Origin of the sequence: Streptomyces sp. NPDC007025 (assembly GCF_042869455.1) — a bacterium.
Lineage (GTDB): Bacteria > Actinomycetota > Actinomycetes > Streptomycetales > Streptomycetaceae > Streptomyces.
The window spans coordinates 70521-89361 of the sequence record NZ_JBIAFT010000020.1; the positions used below are offsets into that span (position 1 = coordinate 70521).

Below are 18841 nucleotides of genomic sequence, written 5' to 3' on the forward strand. Positions count from 1 at the left end.
GTCCCGCGGCCCGCGGCCCGCGGGACCGCGCCTCCCGGTGCCCGGGCCGCCGCGGAGCCACCCCAACCCGCTGGAGTCCCCCATGACACGTGTATTCAACGACCCGGCCCGCTTCGCCGAGGACATGGTCCACGGCTTCACCGCGGCCCACCCCGACCACGTCCGCGCGGTGCCCGGCGGCGTGGTGCGGGCCCACCGCCCCGGCACCGCCAAGGTCGCGGTGCTGACCGGCGGCGGCTCCGGCCACTACCCGGCCTTCTGCGGCGTCGTCGGCCCGGGGTTCGCCGACGGCTCCGTGATCGGCAACGTCTTCACCTCGCCGTCCGCCGCGCAGGCGTACTCCGTCGCGGCGGAGGCCGAGACCGGCGCGGGCGTGCTGTTCATGTTCGGCAACTACGCGGGCGACGTCATGAACTTCGGGCAGGCGGCCGAGCGGCTGACCGGCGAGGGGATACCGGCCCGCTGCTTCGCCGTCACCGACGACGTGGCCAGCGCCCCCGCCGCCGAGCCGGAGCGGCGCCGCGGCATCGCCGGCGGGTTCACCGTCTACAAGACGGCCTCGGCGGCGGCCGAGGAGGGCGCGAGCCTGGACGAGGTGGTCCGGGTCGCGGAACGCACCAACGAGCGCACCCGCTCGCTCGGCGTCGCCTTCGCCGGATGCACGCTGCCGGGAGCGCGCGAGCCGCTGTTCACCGTCCCGGACGGCCAACTGGGCCTCGGTCTGGGCATCCACGGCGAGCCCGGGGTGCGCGAGAGCGAACTGACGACGGCCGCCGACCTGGCCCGCACCCTGGTGGAGGGGCTGCTGGCCGAGCGGCCCGCCGCCGCGGCCGGCAGCAACCGGGTGGCGGTCCTGCTCAACGGCCTGGGCGCCACCAAGTACGAGGAGCTGTACGTCCTGTGGGCGTCGGTGGCCGGACTGCTGGCCGAGGCCGGGCTGGAGCCGGTGCGCGCCGAGGTGGGCGAGCTGGTCACCTCGCTGGACATGGCGGGCTGCTCGCTGACGCTCACCTGGCTGGACGACGAGCTGGAGCGGCTGTGGCTCGCCCCCGCCGACACCCCGGCCTACCGCCGGGGCCGGCTCGACGCGGCGGTCCCGTCCCGGGCCGGCGAGGTGGTGGCCCCGCGCCGGGCCGCGGCCGCCCGCGCGCACGACGAGCCCGCCACCGCGACCGGGGAGGCGGTCGCCGCCGCGACCGCCGCGGTGCGAGCCCTCCGGGCGGCCCGCACCCTGCTGCACGACGAGGAGGAGACCCTCGGTCGGCTCGACGCCGTCGCCGGGGACGGCGACCACGGGCGCGGCATGAGCAAGGGCGTGGACGCCGCACTCGCCGCCGCCGAGCAGGCCCGGGAAGTGAACGCGGCTCCGGCCGCGCTGCTCGGTGCCGCCGGGGACGCCTGGGCCGCGGACGCGGGCGGCACCTCCGGAGCGCTGTGGGGCGCGGGCCTGCGCGCGTTCGGCTCCGCGCTGCCGGCCGACCGCGCCCCCGAGGCCGCGGAGCTGGCGGCGGGCGCGCGCGCCGCGCTGGCGGCCGTCACCTCGCTGGGCAAGGCCGAACCGGGCGACAAGACGCTGGTCGACGCGCTCGACCCGTTCGTGACGGCCTTCGAGGAGCGGCTCGCGGCGGGCGGCTCCCCCGCCGAGGCCCTCGCCGCCGCCGCGGAGACGGCCCGCACCGCCGCCGAGGCCACCGCCGGGCTGCGCCCGAAGCTGGGCCGCGCCCGGCCGCTGGCCGAGCGCAGCGTCGGCACCCCGGACCCCGGGGCCACCTCGCTGGCGCTGGTCCTGGGTGCCGTCGCCGGCACCGCCGGACCCGCCGCAGCACCCGCCCGCTGAAGGGCACCGCGCCAGCGGACCGCCCACTCCCGTCAGGAGGAACCACGATGAGCAGCACCCCCGCAGCGCCCCGGCCTCTCCGTGTCGTCGTGGGCTGCGACGACGCGGGCCTCGACTACAAGGAAGCCCTCAAGAAGGACCTGCTGGGCGACGCCCGGGTGGCCGAGGTCACCGATGTCGGGGTCGGCGGCGACGGTACGGACCGCGGTCGGGCCTATCCACACGTCGCCGTGGAGGCGGCCCGCCGGGTCGCCGAGGGTGGGGCCGACCGGGCGCTGCTGGTCTGCGGCACCGGACTGGGTGTCGCCATCAGCGCCAACAAGGTGCCCGGCATCCGGGCCGTCACCGCGCATGACAGCTACTCCGTGCAGCGCTCCGTCCTGAGCAACAACGCGCAGGTGCTCTGCTTCGGCCAGCGGGTCATCGGCCTGGAACTGGCCCGCACCCTGGCCGACGAATGGCTGGACCAGCACTTCGACGAGGGGTCGGCCTCGGCGGCCAAGGTCGCCGCGATAGCCGAGTACGAACAGGGTTGCTGACCGCCCGGGGCGCCGCATCCCGCGGGGGGAGGTGCGGCGCCCCGGGTGCCGATGCCGGAGGCCGGCCGGGTTCCCGGCCGGCCTCCGGCATCGGAAAGGCACCGGAAAAGGCAGGAGCCCCCGCCGAGGCGGGGGCTCCTTGGATACTGCAGGAGTCAGGGACTACTGCGCAGTGACGTTCTCCGCCTGCGGGCCCTTGGGGCCCTGCGTGACATCGAACGAGACCATCTGGTTCTCCTCGAGCGAGCGGAAACCGGATGCGTTGATCGCGGAGTAGTGGACGAAGACATCGGGACCGCCGCCGTCCTGGGCGATGAAACCGAAGCCCTTTTCGGCGTTGAACCACTTAACGGTTCCGGTAGCCATAAGCCCTCCTTGGGCCTATAAGGGTGTCCCTGCTCCCAGAACCCACAAAGAAGCCTGAAAACGACGAGAGCCCGCGGTCACATGCTCCGCAGGCTCTGTACTGCAAGGGAAACCAAACTGCAACTTGGCTCTGAGCCTAGCACGGTGGGGCCCGGGGTGGAAGGGCTGCGGATCATGCGCCACGCCCGCGGAAAATCCTGGACAGCCCGGGCGGAGGGATCCGCCGGGCCGCGCCGCGGGACCCGGCGCGAGGGGGTGCGGACCGGGGCGTACTCTCCGGAGAGTGACTGCGAAACCGAGGCATGTGCGCACCCGCCCCCGCGTCGCGCACATCCAGTTCCTCAATTGTCTTCCGCTGTACTGGGGCCTGGTCCACACCCACACGCTGCTGGACCTGGATCTCACCCGGGACACCCCCGAGAAGCTCAGCGAGATGATCATCGACGGCCGGCTCGACATGGGGCCCGTCACCCTCGTGGAGTTCCTGCGCAACGCCGACGACCTCGTCGCGCTCCCGGACATCGCCGTCGGCTGCGACGGCGACGTGATGTCCTGCGAGATCGTCTCGCGGGTCCCGCTCGACCAGCTGGACGGCGCCCGGGTCGCGCTCGGCTCCACGTCGCGCACCTCCGTACGGCTCGCCCAGCTGCTGCTCGCCGAGCGCTACGGCGTCCGGCCCGAGTACTACACGTGCCCGCCCGACCTGGAGCGGATGATGAAGGAGGCGGACGCCGCCGTCGTCATCGGCGACGTGGGACTGCGCGCGTATCTGCGGCAGCTGCCCGAGCAGGACCTCCAGGTGCACGATCTGGGGCGGCTGTGGAAGGAGTGGACGGGACTGCCGTTCGTCTTCGCGGTCTGGGCCGTGCGCCGCGACTTCCTGGAGCGGGCCCCGGAGACCGTGCGCGAGACGCACCGGGCCTTCCTGGCCTCCCGCGACCTGGCCATGGAGCAGGTCGACCAGGTCGCCGAGCACGCGGCGCGCTACGAGATCTTCGAGCCGGCCACGCTGGAGCGGTACTTCACCACGCTCGACTTCCGGTTCGGCGAGCGCCAGCTCGACGGCGTCGCCGAGTTCGCCCGCCGCACCGGTGCGACCACCGGGTTCCCGCCCGACGTCCGGGTGGAGATGCTGCGCCCCTGAGCCCCGCCCGCCCGCGAACCGCAGCGGGAGCAGCCGCGCGGCCGGCCGCTGCGCATAGGCTGGTGCCGTCCGCTGAGGTGCGCGCCGACGCGCGTGCGGACACCGGGGGCGGGGCGGAGGCAGCGACGAGGGGGGACGTGCATGCAGCCGCTGGAGCCGGAGGACCCGCGGCAGCTCGGCGAGTACCGGCTGCTGCGCCGGCTGGGCGCGGGCGGCATGGGCCGGGTGTATCTGGCCCGCTCGGGCAGCGGCCGCACCGTGGCCGTGAAGGTCGTGCACCCGCACCACGCGGTGGACGAGGAGTTCCGGCGCCGGTTCCGGCGCGAGGTGGAGTGGGCCCGCCGGGTCGGCGGCGCCTGGACGGCCCCCGTGCTGGACGCCGGGACCGAGGGCCCGGTGCCGTGGGTGGCCACCGGCTATGTGGCGGGCCCTTCGCTGGCGCGGGCCGTGGCCGAGCACGGCCCGCTGCCGGAGGCGACGGTGCGGGCACTGGGCGCCGGGCTGGCCGAGGCGCTGGCCCATGTGCACGGTCTGGGGCTGGTGCACCGGGATGTGAAACCCTCCAACGTGCTGCTGACCCCGGACGGCATCCGGCTGATCGACTTCGGTATCGCGCGGGCCGTGGACGGTGCCGCCTCGCTCACCTCGACCGGCGTCTCGGTCGGTTCGCCCGGCTACATGGCGCCCGAGCAGATCCTCGGCCGGGGAGCCACCGCCGCGTCCGACGTCTTCGCGCTCGGTGCGGTGCTCGTGTTCGCGGGGACGGGCGAGAACCCCTTCCCCGGGGACACCTCGGCCGCGCTGCTCTACCACGTCGTGCACGGCGAGGCCCGGCTGGACGGCCTCCCCGAGGCGCTGCGCGGGACGGCGGCCCGCGCGCTGGGCAAGGACCCCGCCGAGCGTCCGGCGCCGGACGCGCTGGCGGCCGAACTGGCGGGCTCCGCGGGCGGCGCCGGGGAACTGCTGCGGAGCGGCTGGCTGCCCGCGCCGCTGGTGGAGCAACTGGGCAGGCGCGCCGCCGAACTGCTGGAGCTGGAGCCGCAGGCGCCGCAGACCTCGGGCCCGGTGCCCTTCACGACGCCCGCCTGGGGCCCGGGCGCGGCCGACGGCCGGCCCGCGTCGTTCCCGCCGCACGTCCCGTTTCCGTCGCCGTCGGACGCCGCGCCGCCCGACGCCGCACCGCCGGGCTTCGGCCCGCCGGACCCCTCCTACGGGAAGCCCGCAGCCGGCCCGGCGGCCGCCACCGGACCGGATGCGGTCCCGCCTCCGGCCGACGGCGCCGGACCCGAGCGGTCCGGCGGGCGCTCCCGGATCGTCCTGGCAACCGGTCCGCAGGCCGATCGTCCGGGCGGTGCGGCAGCCGGCGGCGGAGCGGCGGAGGCGCAGGGCCGGCCGCGGCGGCGGGTGAGCTGCACGCTGGTGGTCACGCTCGCCTGTGTGGTCGCGGCGGCGCTGCTGGGCACCGGCTACGTCGCCGGGCTGCTGCCGGGTGTCCGCGACTCCGGCCGCGACAACACCGCCGAGCCGCCCCCGGCGGCGACGAAGGGGCCGCCCGGCAAGGGGACGGAGGAGCCACCGGACGGGGGAGGGTCCGGAGGCGGCTCGGACGGCGCCGGCTCCGGGGTGCCGGAGGATTTCGTCGGCACCTGGCGGGGCGACCTCACCTCCCGGAAGGGGGTTCCGCTGGGCACCCTGACGGTGACGGTGAAGGAGGGCGACCCGGGGGACACCGTCGCCACCGGCAGTTCGAAGCTGGTGGGCACGGAGTGTGCGGGGCGCTGGAAGCTGGTGTCGGCCACCGACGACCGGCTGGTGGTCGACGCCTCGGGCACGGAGCCCAGCTCGAAGCTGTGTGCGCGGGGCGGCTCCGCCGAGGAGTTCAGGCTGCGCGAGGACGACCGGCTGCGCTACGAGTCGCACGAGGAGAGCAGCGGATACGCGGTGGGGACACTCCGGAGAATCGGCTGAGCACCCCTGGCGTAGGCTGGTCCGGCGCCGCTGTGCTGTGGTAAGCGGCGAGATGTGTCGATTGCGCGACCTTTGGAGGGACGCCACGGTGACAGCGCACGTGTCGGAAGCCGACCTGCTCTCCGCCCTCGACCGCGCCGCCACCGGCGGGCGCGTCACCCCCGAGGAGGCGCTCGACCTCTACCGCTACGCGCCCCTGCACGCGCTGGGCGCCGCCGCCGACAAGGCGCGCCGCCGCCGGTACGCCGGGAGCGAGCACATCGCGACGTACATCATCGAGCGGAACATCAACTACACCAACTCGTGCGTGACGGCCTGCAAGTTCTGCGCCTTCTACGCCTCGCCCAAGAGCGACAAGGTGTGGATCCGCGACCTGGACGACATCCTGCGCCGCTGCGCGGAGACGGTGGAGCTGGGCGGCACCCAGATCATGTTCCAGGGCGGCCACCACCCGGACTTCGGTGTGGAGTACTACGAGGAGCACTTCGCCGCGATCAAGAAGGCGTTCCCGGAGCTGGTCATCCACTCGCTGGGGGCCAGCGAGGTCGAGCACATGGCGCGGATCTCCGGTGTGACGCCGAAGGAGGCGATCGAGCGCATCCACGCCGCCGGGCTGGACTCCTTCGCGGGCGCCGGCGCCGAGCTGCTGCCCGCGCGGCCCCGGAAGGCGATCGCGCCGCTCAAGGAGTCGGGCGAGCGCTGGCTGGAGATCATGGAGATCGCCCACGACCTCGGTGTCGAGTCCACCTCCACCATGCTGATGGGCACCGGCGAGACCAACGCCGAGCGGATCGAGCACCTGCGGATGATCCGCGACGTGCAGGACCGCAGCGGCGGCTTCCGGGCCTTCATCCCGTACACCTACCAGCCGGAGAACAACCACCTGAAGGGGCAGACGCAGGCGACCGTCTTCGAGTACCTGCGGATGATCGCCATCGCGCGGATCTTCCTGGACAACGTCGCCCACATCCAGGGCTCCTGGCTGACCACCGGCAAGGACATCGGGCAGCTCTCGCTGCACTACGGCGCCGACGACCTCGGCTCGGTGATGCTGGAGGAGAACGTCGTCTCCTCGGCAGGCGCCAAGCACCGCTCCAACCGGATGGAGCTGATCGACCTGATCCGCAAGGCGGGCCGGGTCCCGGCGCAGCGCGCCACCACCTACGAGCACCTGGTGGTGCACGACGACCCGGCGAACGACCCGGTGGACGACCGGGCCGTCTCGCACCTGTCCTCCACGGCCATCGACGGGGGTACGGCCCACCCCGAGCTCGCGCTCATCGACGCGAACTGACCCAGCGGGCCGGGCATGCCGACGGGCGGCGAACGAGCGGACGAGCGGACGGACGAGAAGTGACGCGGGCATCCCTGGAGAAGAAGCCGCACGAGGTCGCGGCCATGTTCGACGACGTGGCGGCCAGGTACGACCTGACCAACGACGTGCTCTCGCTCGGCCAGACCCGGCTGTGGCGGCGGGCGGTCGCCGACGCCGTGGACGCCCGCCCGGGCGAGCGGGTGCTCGACCTCGCGGCCGGAACCGGCACCTCGTCGCTGCCGTTCGTGGAGGCCGGCGCGTTCACCGTGCCGTGCGACTTCTCGCTGGGCATGCTGCGCGAGGGGAAGCGGCGCCACTCCTGGATGCCGTTCACCGCAGGGGACGCGACCCGGCTCCCGTTCGCCGACGCCGTGTTCGACGCCGTGACCATCTCCTTCGGGCTGCGCAACGTCAGTGCCGTGGACACGGCCCTCACCGAACTGCTGCGGGTCACCAAGCCCGGCGGCCGGGTGCTGATCTGCGAGTTCAGCCACCCCACCTGGGCGCCGTTCCGCACCGTCTACACCGAGTACCTGATGCGCGCGCTGCCGCCGCTCGCCCGGCGCGTCAGCAGCAGCCCGGACGCGTACGTCTACCTCGCGGAGTCCATCCGCGCGTGGCCCGACCAGCCCGCGCTCGCGGCGCGCCTGCAGGACGCGGGCTGGGGCCGGGTGGCCTGGCGCAATCTGAGCGGCGGCATCGTCGCGCTGCACCGCGGGTTCCGCCCCGCCACCTGAGACGGCGCGCAGCGGGAGCACGCGGCGCGCTCGGCGACCGCCGCGCCCTCGCAGCCGGTGCCGGGTTGCGCTTGGATAAATCTCCTTCCGTCCAGGTGGGTTCGGCGGAACGATGGAACCGCCCCCCCCGTATCCGTCCGCGCACGCGCGGTGCCCACGGGTGCCGTTTCGTCCCGCCGAACCCACCGGAGCGCGCCATGCCGTCCCCTCCGCCGTCCCCGCAGCGCTGTCCGCAGTGCGGCACGGCCTCTCCCGCCGAGGCCCGCTTCTGCATGTCCTGCGGCGCCCCCACGGCACCGGCCACCCCGCCCGAGGCCCCGACGGTCCCGGGGGAGCCGGGATCGCCAGAGTCCGGGCGGCCCGCAGAGCCGGAAACTCCCGGTGGTCCGGCTGCTCCTGATGTGACGTCTGCTTCTGATGCGGCGTCTGCGTCGAGCAGCGCACCACTTTCTGAGTCCCCGTCTGAGTCGCGTGCTGCGCCCGCTGCTGACGTCTCGGCTGTCCCCGGCGCTCCGTCGGCTCCTGCGGCTCCGCCTGCCCCCGGGACCCTGCCCGCCCCCGGGACTCCGCCTGCCCCGGGGCCCGTGCCTACCCCCGGGACCACGCCTGCCCCGGGGGCTCCACCCACCCCACCCGACCCGTCGGGCTACATCCCGACCCGGACCTCCCTGCCAGCCCAGCCCGCGCCGCCGAGTGTGCCGCCGACAGCCACGCAGGCCGTGCCGCCGACCGCTCCGCCCGGCCCGCCGCCGTCCGCCGCGGCGGCCTGGGCGCCGCAGCCCCCGCAGCCGCCGCAGCCGCCGCCCCCGCCGGGCGCGCCCGGCGGACCGACGCCGCTCGGACTGTTCCTGGCGCGGACCGTCAAGGGCGACTGGGCCGCGGCGCTGCGGGTCGCCGCCTGGCCGCTGGGGCTGCTGCTGGTGGCCGCCTGCGCGCTCGGTCTCTGGTCCGACGACGACCTCGACGACCTCGACATCGGCTGGGGCACCCGGATGCGGGTCGCGCTGGCCGCACTGCTGCGGGGCATCGGCGGCGGGTTCGGACTCTCCTCCGACGGCACCGCCGACGTCGGGGGCGAACGCGTGGTCGGCGCCGTCGAGGTCTCCGGACTGCCGCTGCTGGCCACCGTGCTGTGGATCGGCGCGCTCGCCGTCGCGGCCCGTGTCACGAGCCGCCGGGCGATCCCGGCCGGGCCGTCGGCCGGGCTGGAGGCGGCGCTGCGGATCGGCGTGTTGTGCGGAGTCGGCGGACTGCTCCTGGGGCTGTACGCGGCCCCGTCGTACGAGGGCCTCGAACTGAACTCCGCGCCGGGGCTCACCCTGTTGTGGGCGTTTCTGCTCTCCACCCTGGTGGCGGCGCTCGTGCTGACCCGCGCCGGGACCGGCGCCGTGGCGGCCGCAGGCCCCGGAGTGCGCATCGTGGTGGGCGCGTTGCGGACGGCGGGGCTCGCGCTGGTGTGCGTGCTCGCGCTGGCCTCCGTCGTCATGCTCGTCGTCCTGCTCGCCTCCGCGGACGAGATCACCGCCGATGACGTGTGGGGACTGCTGGTCATGCTGCCCAACGTCGGCGCGCTCGGCCTCGCGCTGGCCTGGGGCGCGCCGCTCGACGTGCGGTGGGACTTCGGCAGTTGGAACAGGGGCCGCGAGTCGCTGGGATACGGAGAGCTGAGCGACCTCGCCGGCGGCTGGGCGGTGGTGGGTGCCCTGGCCGGCGGGCTGGCCTGCGCGCTGCTGCTGGGCACCCTGGTCGCCCGGCGCAGCGCCCGACGCGGCGAGCAGCTGCTGGCTGCCGGGTTCTTCGTGCTGGGCCTGCTGCTGGTCGTCGCGGTGGCCGGGATGGGCTTCGAGGCCCGCTTCCACCAGGCGTCCGGCACCGCGGGCGGCGGTGGCCTCGGCGACGGCGGCCTCGGTGGCGGCGGCCTCGGTGGCGGCGGCCTCGGTGGCGGCGGTCTCGGGGACGGTTACGGCAACGACTCCGCCGACGGCTTCGGCAACGACGTGGGCACCGGTGAGTCCGTCGCCTCCAGCGCCGAGGTCGGCGCAGGCATCGCCGAACTGCTGCTGTTCGCGCTGCTGTGGTCCTACGGCGGCGCGCTGCTGGTCCCGTTCCTGCGCGCCCGCTTCGGCCGCGGAGGCGGCCCGGGCGCCCACCACGCCCCGTACGGCGCCCCGTACGGCGCCCCGGCCGGAGCGCCGTGGCCGCCTCCGTACGCCGGCCCGCAGCAGGGCGCGCCGGTCGGCGGGTACCCCGCGGGCGACACCCTCGCCGGTCCCGTCCCGGGCGGCGGCGGTCCGGTCCCGCCGCCGCAGCGCCGCCGCGGCCTCACCTGGGCGGGCCTGGTCCTGGCGGCGTTCCTCGTCGTGGGCGCCGCGACCGGGGGCATCCTCCATCTGGCGGGCGGCGACGGGAAGGACGGCGACGGCACCGCGGCAGCCGAGAAGTCGGCGGCCGGGGAGAAGTCGTCCCCGTCCGCCTCGCCGCGCCCCGACGACGCCGGCAGCCCGGCGCCCGAACCCACCCCCTCGGCAAGCGCATCCGGCGCCGATGCCGTGGAAGGCGAAGAGGGCGGGGAGGGCGGAACTCCCGGTTCCCCGCAGAGCACCTCGCTGCCCGAGGGGTTCACCAGGGCCGACGATCCGGAGGGGTTCTCCGTCGGGGTGCGGGAGGGCTGGCAGCGTGCGGTGAAGGGCACCCAGGTCGACTACGAGGCACCGGGCAGCGACGACTACCTGCGCATCGGCGTCATCCGCAACACGGGCCAGACCTCGTACGAGAACTTCCGCACCCTGGAGAAGGGCGCCGCCAAGCGCGACGGCTACCGGCGGCTGGAGCTGACCGCGAACACCTTCCGGGGACGGCCCGGCGCCCGCTGGGAGTTCGTCTACACCTCCGACGACACGGGCCGCACCGTGCACGCCGTCGACCAGGCGTACGTGGCCGAGGACGGCACCGAGTACAGCATCTACGCCGAGAGCGGCTACGACACCTGGGATCCGGGCCGCGAGCAGGTCTTCAGCACCGCACTGCGCACCTGGGACGAGAACGGCGCCTGAGGTGCGGGCGGGGCCGCGGGTGGGACCGCGCCGAGGCGGCCCCGCCCGCGCCGCATAGACTGGCGCGGTCAGCCAACCAGCCAGCATGCGGGAGTCCTCGTGGCCGACCCCCAACCCCAGGCGCACTCCGAGTCCAAGGCGCGGTCCCGGCCGGAGGCGGCCGCCTCCGAGCGGTCCGCCGATGTGATCGTCGTCGGCGCCGGGCCCGCGGGCGCCACGACCGCCTACCACCTCGCCCGCAGCGGACTCGACGTGCTGCTGCTGGAGAAGACGGCGTTCCCCCGCGAGAAGGTGTGCGGTGACGGGCTCACCCCGCGTGCCACCAAGCAGCTCGTGGCCATGGGCATCGACATCTCCGAGGAGGCCGGCTGGCTGCGCAACAAGGGGCTCCGCATCATCGGCGGCGGCCACCGGCTGCAGCTTCCCTGGCCCGAGCTGGCCAGCTACCCGGACTACGGGCTGGTCCGCAGGCGGGACGACTTCGACGAGCAGCTCGCCCGGCAGGCGGAGAAGGCGGGCGCACGCCTGTACGAGCGCTGCAACGTCACCGAGCCGATCGTGGACGAGCGCACCGGGCACCTCACCGGTGTGCACGCCAAGCTGGGCGAGGAGAAGACGCCCGTCACCTTCCACGCGCCGATCGTGGTGGCGGCGGACGGCAACTCCACCCGGCTGTCGCTGAAGATGGGCCTGCACCGCCGTGAGGACCGGCCGATGGGCGTCGCCGTGCGGACCTACTTCACCTCGCCCCGGCACGACGACGACTATCTGGAGTCCTGGCTTGAGCTGTGGGACCGGCGGGGCGCCGAGGACCGGCTGCTGCCCGGCTACGGCTGGATCTTCGGCATGGGTGACGGCACCTCCAACGTCGGGCTCGGCGTGCTGAACACCTCCGCCGCGTTCAAGGAGCTGGACTGGCGCGAGGTCCTCAAGGCGTGGTGCGCCTCGATGCCCGAGGAGTGGGGCTACACCCCGGAGAACATGACGGGCCCGATCCGCGGCGCCGCCCTCCCCATGGCGTTCAACCGCCAGCCGCACTACACCCGCGGCCTGCTGCTGGTCGGGGACGCCGGCGGGCTGGTGAACCCGTTCAACGGGGAGGGCATCGCCTACGCCATGGAGTCCGGCGCGATCGCCGCCGAGACCATCGTGCAGGCCCACGCGCGGGCCACCCGGGCCCAGCGCGAGCTGGCCCTGCGGCGCTACCCGAAGGTCCTCAAGGACACCTACGGCGGCTATTACACGATGGGCCGCGCCTTCGTGAAGCTCATCGGCAACCCGAAGGTGATGAAGCTGGCCACCGAGCGCGGCCTCTCGCACCCCGTGCTGATGCGCTTCACCCTCAAGATGCTCGCCAACCTCACCGATCCCACCGGTGGCGACGCCATGGACCGCATCATCAACGGCCTGGCGAAGGTGACCCCGCGCGCCTGACCGGGCTTTCGACCCCTGTCCGCCCCTCCCGCACCGGGCGCGCCCCGACGAGGGCCGCCCGGTGCGGGTGCGTGTGTCGTACCTGAGGCGGAGGCGGCGATATCCGTACCCGGGCGGACGTGCGGACGGGGTCCCGCGCCGTACGGTCCCGGTGTGACTGAGACGAGGTACAAGACGTTCCAGGGCGGCCTGTACGCCCTGCATCGGGAATTGTTCGCCGGAGCTCTCGCGGCGCGGAGGCTGCCCCCGCTTCCCGTCGCCGGACCCGTCGCGGGCATGCTGTCCGAACGGGTGCGGAGCATGGTGAGCCGGCTGCCGCAGCTGGCGATCGGTGCTTCCGCGGCTGTACTGGTCTGGTTGAACTGGTCACTGTGCTGGGACCCGTACGACTACGCCCAGCGGGACACGCTGCGCGGTGTACTGCTGATGCTGGCGACAGCCGGACCCCTGGTGCTGACCCTGTTCCGGCCGATCGCGGCCTGGTGGCTGTCGCTGGGGGGAATCGTCGTGGTGACGGTCCCCCGACTGGTCACCGACCCGCTGCCGTTTCCGGAGCCGGTGTTCATCTCACATCTGACCGTGATGGTACTGGTCGCCCTGCGCAGCCATCCGGTGGTCGCGGCCGTGCTGTGGCTGTGCACCGTCGCCGTGGGAGCGGCATCGGCGGCGCTTGCCCATGACCTTGAGCGGAGCAACCTCGCCGCGTTCTCGCTCTGGGCGGCTCTCGTGCTGATCGGCGCGGTCTTCGCACGAGCCTGGTACGACATGCGTGCCCGGGCCGCGGCCAGTCACGACGCCTCCCTCGCCGAGAGATCGAAGCGCACCGTGCTGGAGGAGCGCACCACCATCGCCCGTGAGCTGCACGACGTGGTCGCCCACCACATGTCCGTCGTCGCCATCCAGGCGGAGGCGGCGCCCTACCGTGTGGAGAGCATCCCGCCCGAGCTGGCCGCCTCCCTCGCCACCATCCGCGAGAACGCGGTCGCGGCACTCGCCGAGCTGCGCCGGGTGCTCGGGGTCATCCGAGTGTCGGACTGCGGGGCTTCCGGCGCGCCGGAAGCCCCGCAGCCCACCCTGGGGGAGCTAGCCTCGCGCTTTCACCACGGTGGCTGTCCGATGCTTGGCCGAAAAAGCGAGAAGTGCCCCTGACCTGCAACGATGGGACTTGTCTAGGGTCCTGTTGGCTGCAAGGAAAGAAGCACTTCTCAGGTGAAGAAGCGTATCGGGTCGTACCCGCGTGTCCGCGTCGAGGGCTATGGTCATGCGGTGGTGTCCCAGGCCGGGGCTGTGCTGCTGGTCGAGACCGTCCGCAAGGCCGGGCTGGATCAGGCGATGTCGAGGACGCTGGCGCCGTGGCGGAAGCAGCGTGCGGTGCACGATCCGGGCAAGATCCTGCTGGACGTGGTTCTGGCGGTCGCGCTGCGGGGACTGCCTCGCGGACGTCGCGATGCTGCGGGCCGAGCCGGACGTCTTCGGCCCTGTGGCCTCCGATCCGACGGTCTCCCGCCTCATCGACACTCTTGCCGAGGCTGGGCCGAAGGCTCTCTCCGCGATACGGACCGCGCGGGCCGCAGCACGCGAGCACGTCTGGAACGTGGCAAAGCATGCGGCCCCGGACGCCTCAGGGGAGGTGATCGTGGACCTGGACGGGGTGCTCGTGCTGGCCCACTCCGAGAAGCAGGACGCCACCGCGACCTGGAAGAAGACTTTCGGACACCACCCGCTGATGGGGTTCGTCGATCACGGAAGCGGCGGGAGCGGGGAACCGGTGGCCGGCCTGCTCAGGCCCGGCAACGCGGGCAGCAACACCGCCGCCGACCACATCACCACGGCCCAACTCGCCCTGGCGCAACTGCCGAAGAAGTACCGGCGCGGACGCCGGACGCTGATTCGTACCGACTCCTGGGGCGGAACACATGAGTTCACGGCCTGGCTCGCCCAGCGCGGACGGTGGCTGTCGTACTCGGTCGGCATGATCATCACCGAGCAGATTCACCAAGCCGTACTCAAGGTCCCCGCCACCGCCTGGACAGCAGCGATCGAGCCCGGCGGCGAGATCCGGGACGGGGCATGGGTCGCCGAGATCACCGGCGACTGCCTGAAGGGCTGGCCGAAGGGAATGCGGCTGATCGTCCGCAAGGAACGGTCCCACCCTGGCGCCCAGTTGCGGATCACCGACGCTGACGGACTGCGGCTGACCTGCTTCGCCACCAACACCAGCGACATGGCGATTGCGGCGCTGGAGCTGCGGCACCGTCAGCGGGCCCGAGCCGAGGACCGCATCCGGGCCGCACGGGCGACCGGCCTGCGCAACCTGCCCCTGCACGACACCGCACAGAACCAGATCTGGCTGGAGATCGTCCAGCTCGCCCTGGACCTGCTGGCCTGGATGCCCATGCTCGCCCTGACCGGCAAAACCCGCAGGTGGGAACCCCGCCGTCTCCGGCTCCGGCTTTTCTCCGCCGCCGCCCAGATCATCACCACCGCCCGCCGCCGGCACCTGAGATTCGCACGCCACTGGCCCTGGACCGACGTGATCACCGACGCCCTGGCGCGGTTCGAAACTCTCCCGAACCCCGGCTGACCAGCGCGTTCCCGTCCCTGCAACCAGCACCACCCCGACCGGAGCCGTGGAACCCGGCGCCCACCCGACGCGACAGCCGGGCCATCAGCGTGCCCACCACCGACCCCGAACAACCGAAACGGCCCGCCGAAGAAACCGACGGACCGTCACGAAAGATCGAGGCTAATGACCGGTCATTTTGGAGCCCGAGTTGGGCCGTTGGCATCTGGTTGCTCTACGCGGTTGTATCCTTACAGGTCGCTCTGCGGGCGTCCAGAACTTCATGCAACACGGACAAAGCTGGGGGGATAATGAGTGCTTTTGATGACGAGTGGACTGGTCTCAAGAGGGATGTCGAGGCCAGGATGCAGTTGGCCGGAGCGGGAGATGGAGGAAAGGGTTCCGTTGGTGGCCTGAAGTCCTCCCGGAAAGCGTGGACCAGTGCCGGCGAAGGGGTCGGCAAGCTCCGAAGTGGGATCCGGAAAGCGATGAAGGAGTTTGAGGCCGGGCAGAGAGGAACGGGGTCGCACGGTGCGATCGGTGGTCTGGAATGTGCGTCGGCACAGCGCGAACTCCATGCTTCGTGGCAGGTGTATGTCGAAGCGGTGAGTCGTAGATGCGGCGAGCTCGGTGGAAAGCTGGAGAAAGCAGGAAACAATCAATACAAGAGCGACGCGGAAGCAGAAGAGGCTTTCCGGGAGATGCGCACGAAAGTGGAACCACCGGACGACGAGACCTCCAAAAGCCATAGTGAGCAGCGCAACGGGCGGTGAGTCTGGTGGTCGATGTCGCAACGATGCGTGAACTGGATACCGAACAGATTGCGCAGGCGGCCGACGGGTACCATGCGATTGGGAAAATGGCAGATGAGGCCAAGGAGCGCGTTACCGAGCAGATCGTTGGAGCCATGGGGAAGTCCCTCGATGGCGAGGCTGCCCAAACCGCCATCAAGGAACTCCGAGGACTCGGAAGCAACTTCCATTACGTGCAGGCCGAGTGTGGAATCATATGTGCCGCTCTCAACGCGTTGACGGCTGAACTACGGGCTGCCAAGAAGAAGTTCGATACAGCCGAGGAAGATGCGCGTTCTGCCCACTTCACCGTGAACTCCGACGGCTCCGTAACGTACCCTCCGGGAGGGGACGAGGTTGACGGAAAGAGACCCGAAGGAGGTACAACAAGGGGAACAGCAAAAGGGCACTCCACAGGGAAGCCTATCGATCCGGCGGCTGATGCCAACAAGCTCGCGGACTCCATCGAACGGCAGACAGCCAATGCGAATCCCAACCCGAACCATGGAAAAGCAGTTGATATTGCTAATCGCATCGCAGAGTCGCTGAAAGAAGCCACTGAAGCGGACGACAAGTGGGCTCCGAAGCTGCGCGCCCTCAAAGCTGATGACGATCTTCATGTCTCCCGTAAGGACTGGGGCGACGTCAAGAATGACATGCGTCGTATCCGCAAAGGGGCAGCAGATTACCTGAAGCTCCCCGGGAAGGGGTCACCTGAAGAGAACGCCGCGTGGTGGAAGAAGCTGTCCAAAGAAGAGCGCGACGACTACATCGCCCTCCACCCCGCAGCCATCGGTGCGATGGAGGGCCTGCCTGCCGAAGCCAGGGACGAGGCCAATCGGACGGTGCTGGCCGAGGCAAAGGCCCAGTACTCCCTGCAGAGATCCGCTCTTCCACCTGAGCCGGAGAAGTATGTATGGGAGGACCACGGGAACAACCAGGCACTGGTCGTGTCGGACAGCTGGAAGAAGTGGCACGAAAGGCGTGACCAGTTGGACGGCTCCCTCAAAGGTATGCGGGCCATTGAGGCGCGTTTCGAAGCCACTGGGAGAGATGGCTTGCCGCCAGCCTACCTTCTCGGGTTCAGCGCCGAAGGTAAAGGTCGCGCGATCATCGCCAACGGCAATCCGGACACTGCTGACCATACAGCGGTTTATGTGCCGGGGACGACATCGAAGCTGGAATCGATCGATGGGGACATCAAGAGAATGACCGGGCTGTGGCGGGCGAGTCAGGCGGAGGCCCCTGGAAAGGATATATCAACTATTACCTGGCTCGGCTATGATGCACCGCAGACCATTGTTCCCGAAGCTACTCAAAAGGGCTGGGCCGAAGATGGTGCGCCGGAGCTCAATCGCTATCTCGATGGTCTTGAAACCGCTCAAGGGGGTGCGGAGGCCAGCCACACGACTGTAGTGGGCCATAGTTATGGCAGCACTGTTGTCGGGCAGGCGTCCAAGACGGGAGATCTGGCAGCTGACGACATCGTTGCGGTTGGCAGTCCGGGCATGCTCGTGCCGAATGCAGGCGATCTTGATACGGGGAAGGAGCATGTCTGGTCCGAAGCTGTTGGCGCAGATCAGGGGGTCAAAGGTTTCGACTATGTTCCGGCCGGCGGAAAATTCGCCGGACTGGGCGGCTGGGAGTGGAAGGTGGATACCCGGAATGGAGTGCCGATCGGTGCTGAGTATGGGCAGAATGTTCCCAGCGATGAAGCATTCGGCGCTAAACGCATGAAGGTCGACACGTCAACGCACAGCGGCTATTGGGACACGGGCCCCCAAGGTATGCCGTCCCAGAGCCTGATCAATCAGGCTAGGGTTGTGGTTGGAAAGTATGATGATGTTGAAGTCGATTAGAGGGCTGGCGCTGCTGGCAGTGCCATTGATTATCGCGGGTACAGGGTGTTCCGGAATGGGAGATGGCGACGAGCCTTCGGTGCGAGATGTCGATGACGTGCGAGCTGACGCAAAGAAGCTTTCCAGTCAGGTGCTCGACGTCATCGATCTTCGAGGGAAGACTACAGAGAGCGGACCAGGTGTTGGCGTGTGCGGGGATCGGGACTCCTCCAAGTACTTCACTGTTGGTCATCCGTGGAGCGTCTACGGGGTTCCCGTGGCTGACATGAAAGAAGCCATGAAGCGACTCAAAGAAGAACTCCCTAAGCAGGGTTGGAAAATCACGAAATATGGACCGAATGGCAGTCCCGCTAAGAATCTGACATTGAAGGCCGATTACCCGAAGATGAAGTTCTCCGTGCAGATCGAACTCTTGGAGGAGCCGAAGGAGAGCGAGGACCCGTCGATGATCCATGTCAGTCTCGGGTCCTCCTGTTTCAAGGTTCCCGATGGGCAGGATGTAACAGGTGAATACTGAGCTTTTCCAAACCTCACGTTGAGGCCGTACCTGTTCACCGGCCGATCGCACAGCGCGTCCGGTCCTGCTTCCGCGTCCGCCCGGCTCATCGATCACCACACGCTGGATCTTGGCCCACACCCGAGCTTTCGACCGCTCGGCGAACCTGCGGTGCACCTTCGGGCCGGAAGGCGCAAACGAGGAGGATAGCTGCCGCCAGGCAAGGTGGCCGCGTACCACTCGCTGGAACGCCTTCCAGGAATCGTCCGGCACCACGCGCCCCGCAATCCCCACAGCGCGGCTAACCGGCTGCCTGTCAGCCCCAGTGAGACGACCTCCAAGGGGAGAACGTTGCGTCCCCTGCGTCGCCCAGGCTTCGAAACTCCTCGCGAGCTGCCAGGACAGAGGTGACGTAGACGCAGACCGGCAGCGGCTGCGTCATCGTGTGCCATCCGCGTCACCTCATGACGCAGCCGATGACACACCGGGGACGCACGCGGATCCCTGCGTCACCCCACACCGCAGTCAGCCGCGTGAATGACGCAGATGACGCGGTGACGCAGAAGTCCGCACCTGGGACACACAGCCCACCCTGGGCGGAGGAGGCACACCCTCCTGCCTCTCGGAGTGCGCGTGCTCCACGAGTTACTGAGGTTGAACTGGTGGAGTCGTATGGTGACGGGCTGTCGCTTCCTGCGGTATGACCATGGCATGCGGTATCCACAGGGAGGCGGGCTGA

The 18841-nt window shown here is 71.0% G+C and carries 13 protein-coding genes and 1 pseudogene; 13 read left to right on the forward strand and 1 reads right to left on the reverse strand.

The window, feature by feature from the left end:
* Positions 1-82: 82 nt before the first annotated feature.
* Together ACFYMO_RS30540 and ACFYMO_RS30545 are read left to right on the forward strand one after the other, a co-directional pair.
* Positions 83-1837 carry a dihydroxyacetone kinase family protein gene (locus ACFYMO_RS30540; RefSeq protein ID WP_388550460.1) on the forward strand — a complete coding sequence of 585 codons (1755 nt, stop codon included), beginning with the start codon at positions 83-85 and terminating at the stop codon, positions 1835-1837.
* Between the two features lie 47 nt (positions 1838-1884).
* On the forward strand, positions 1885-2376 hold the full coding sequence (locus tag ACFYMO_RS30545; protein ID WP_366771724.1) for a ribose-5-phosphate isomerase: 492 nt from the start codon (positions 1885-1887) through the stop codon (positions 2374-2376).
* Positions 2377-2538: 162 nt separating this feature from the next.
* On the opposite strand, the gene ACFYMO_RS30550 is transcribed toward ACFYMO_RS30545, so the two are convergent.
* The gene (locus ACFYMO_RS30550; protein WP_019354156.1) at positions 2539-2742 is read right to left on the reverse strand and encodes a cold-shock protein; all 204 of its coding nucleotides are present in this window, start codon (positions 2740-2742) and stop codon (positions 2539-2541) included.
* A gap of 304 nt (positions 2743-3046) precedes the next feature.
* Between ACFYMO_RS30550 and ACFYMO_RS30555 the strand changes: the two genes are divergently transcribed.
* The 11 genes and pseudogenes from ACFYMO_RS30555 to ACFYMO_RS30605 all read left to right on the forward strand — a co-directional run bounded on the left by ACFYMO_RS30555 (position 3047) and on the right by ACFYMO_RS30605 (position 18123).
* A complete protein-coding gene (locus ACFYMO_RS30555) occupies positions 3047-3886 on the forward strand; it encodes a menaquinone biosynthetic enzyme MqnA/MqnD family protein (RefSeq protein WP_388550483.1) in 840 nt (279 codons plus the stop codon).
* Between the two features lie 141 nt (positions 3887-4027).
* Positions 4028-5854 (forward strand): serine/threonine-protein kinase, encoded by a 1827-nt coding sequence (locus tag ACFYMO_RS30560; protein WP_388550464.1) that lies wholly within the window; start codon positions 4028-4030, stop codon positions 5852-5854.
* Between the two features lie 52 nt (positions 5855-5906).
* Positions 5907-7148 carry a cyclic dehypoxanthinyl futalosine synthase gene (mqnC, locus tag ACFYMO_RS30565; RefSeq protein WP_051271838.1) on the forward strand — a complete coding sequence of 414 codons (1242 nt, stop codon included), beginning with the start codon at positions 5907-5909 and terminating at the stop codon, positions 7146-7148.
* Between the two features lie 59 nt (positions 7149-7207).
* Positions 7208-7906: a demethylmenaquinone methyltransferase gene (locus ACFYMO_RS30570; protein WP_360293731.1), complete on the forward strand. Its 699-nt coding sequence runs from the start codon at positions 7208-7210 to the stop codon at positions 7904-7906.
* 719 nt (positions 7907-8625) lie between these two features.
* The gene (locus ACFYMO_RS30575; RefSeq protein ID WP_388550467.1) at positions 8626-10959 is read left to right on the forward strand and encodes a hypothetical protein; all 2334 of its coding nucleotides are present in this window, start codon (positions 8626-8628) and stop codon (positions 10957-10959) included.
* A 183-nt stretch (positions 10960-11142) separates the two neighbouring features.
* Positions 11143-12393: a geranylgeranyl reductase family protein gene (locus tag ACFYMO_RS30580; RefSeq protein ID WP_366771780.1), complete on the forward strand. Its 1251-nt coding sequence runs from the start codon at positions 11143-11145 to the stop codon at positions 12391-12393.
* Positions 12394-12546: 153 nt separating this feature from the next.
* A complete protein-coding gene (locus ACFYMO_RS30585) occupies positions 12547-13542 on the forward strand; it encodes a sensor histidine kinase (RefSeq protein WP_388550470.1) in 996 nt (331 codons plus the stop codon).
* A 60-nt stretch (positions 13543-13602) separates the two neighbouring features.
* Positions 13603-14977, forward strand: a pseudogene (locus tag ACFYMO_RS30590) (IS1380 family transposase).
* 290 nt (positions 14978-15267) lie between these two features.
* Positions 15268-15729 (forward strand): hypothetical protein, encoded by a 462-nt coding sequence (locus ACFYMO_RS30595; RefSeq protein ID WP_388550473.1) that lies wholly within the window; start codon positions 15268-15270, stop codon positions 15727-15729.
* Between the two features lie 5 nt (positions 15730-15734).
* Positions 15735-17606, forward strand: coding sequence for an alpha/beta hydrolase (locus tag ACFYMO_RS30600; protein ID WP_388550475.1), 1872 nt, complete (start codon positions 15735-15737; stop codon positions 17604-17606).
* Complete coding sequence (locus tag ACFYMO_RS30605) at positions 17584-18123, forward strand: hypothetical protein (protein WP_366771732.1); 540 nt, start codon at positions 17584-17586, stop codon at positions 18121-18123. The genes ACFYMO_RS30600 and ACFYMO_RS30605 overlap by 23 nt, the downstream gene beginning before the upstream one ends.
* Positions 18124-18841 lie beyond the last annotated feature (718 nt).

What these genes read in the sequence shown, in the direction of transcription:
- ACFYMO_RS30560 (WP_388550464.1), top strand. Translation starts at nt 4,028, where the DNA reads ATGCAGCCGCTGGAGCCGGAGGACCCGCGGCAGCTCGGCGAGTACCGG.
- mqnC (WP_051271838.1), top strand. Translation starts at nt 5,907, where the DNA reads ATGTGTCGATTGCGCGACCTTTGGAGGGACGCCACGGTGACAGCGCAC.
- ACFYMO_RS30545 (WP_366771724.1), top strand. Translation starts at nt 1,885, where the DNA reads ATGAGCAGCACCCCCGCAGCGCCCCGGCCTCTCCGTGTCGTCGTGGGC.
- ACFYMO_RS30550 (WP_019354156.1), bottom strand. Translation starts at nt 2,742, where the DNA reads ATGGCTACCGGAACCGTTAAGTGGTTCAACGCCGAAAAGGGCTTCGGT.
- ACFYMO_RS30595 (WP_388550473.1), top strand. Translation starts at nt 15,268, where the DNA reads ATGAGTGCTTTTGATGACGAGTGGACTGGTCTCAAGAGGGATGTCGAG.
- ACFYMO_RS30605 (WP_366771732.1), top strand. Translation starts at nt 17,584, where the DNA reads ATGATGATGTTGAAGTCGATTAGAGGGCTGGCGCTGCTGGCAGTGCCA.
- ACFYMO_RS30540 (WP_388550460.1), top strand. Translation starts at nt 83, where the DNA reads ATGACACGTGTATTCAACGACCCGGCCCGCTTCGCCGAGGACATGGTC.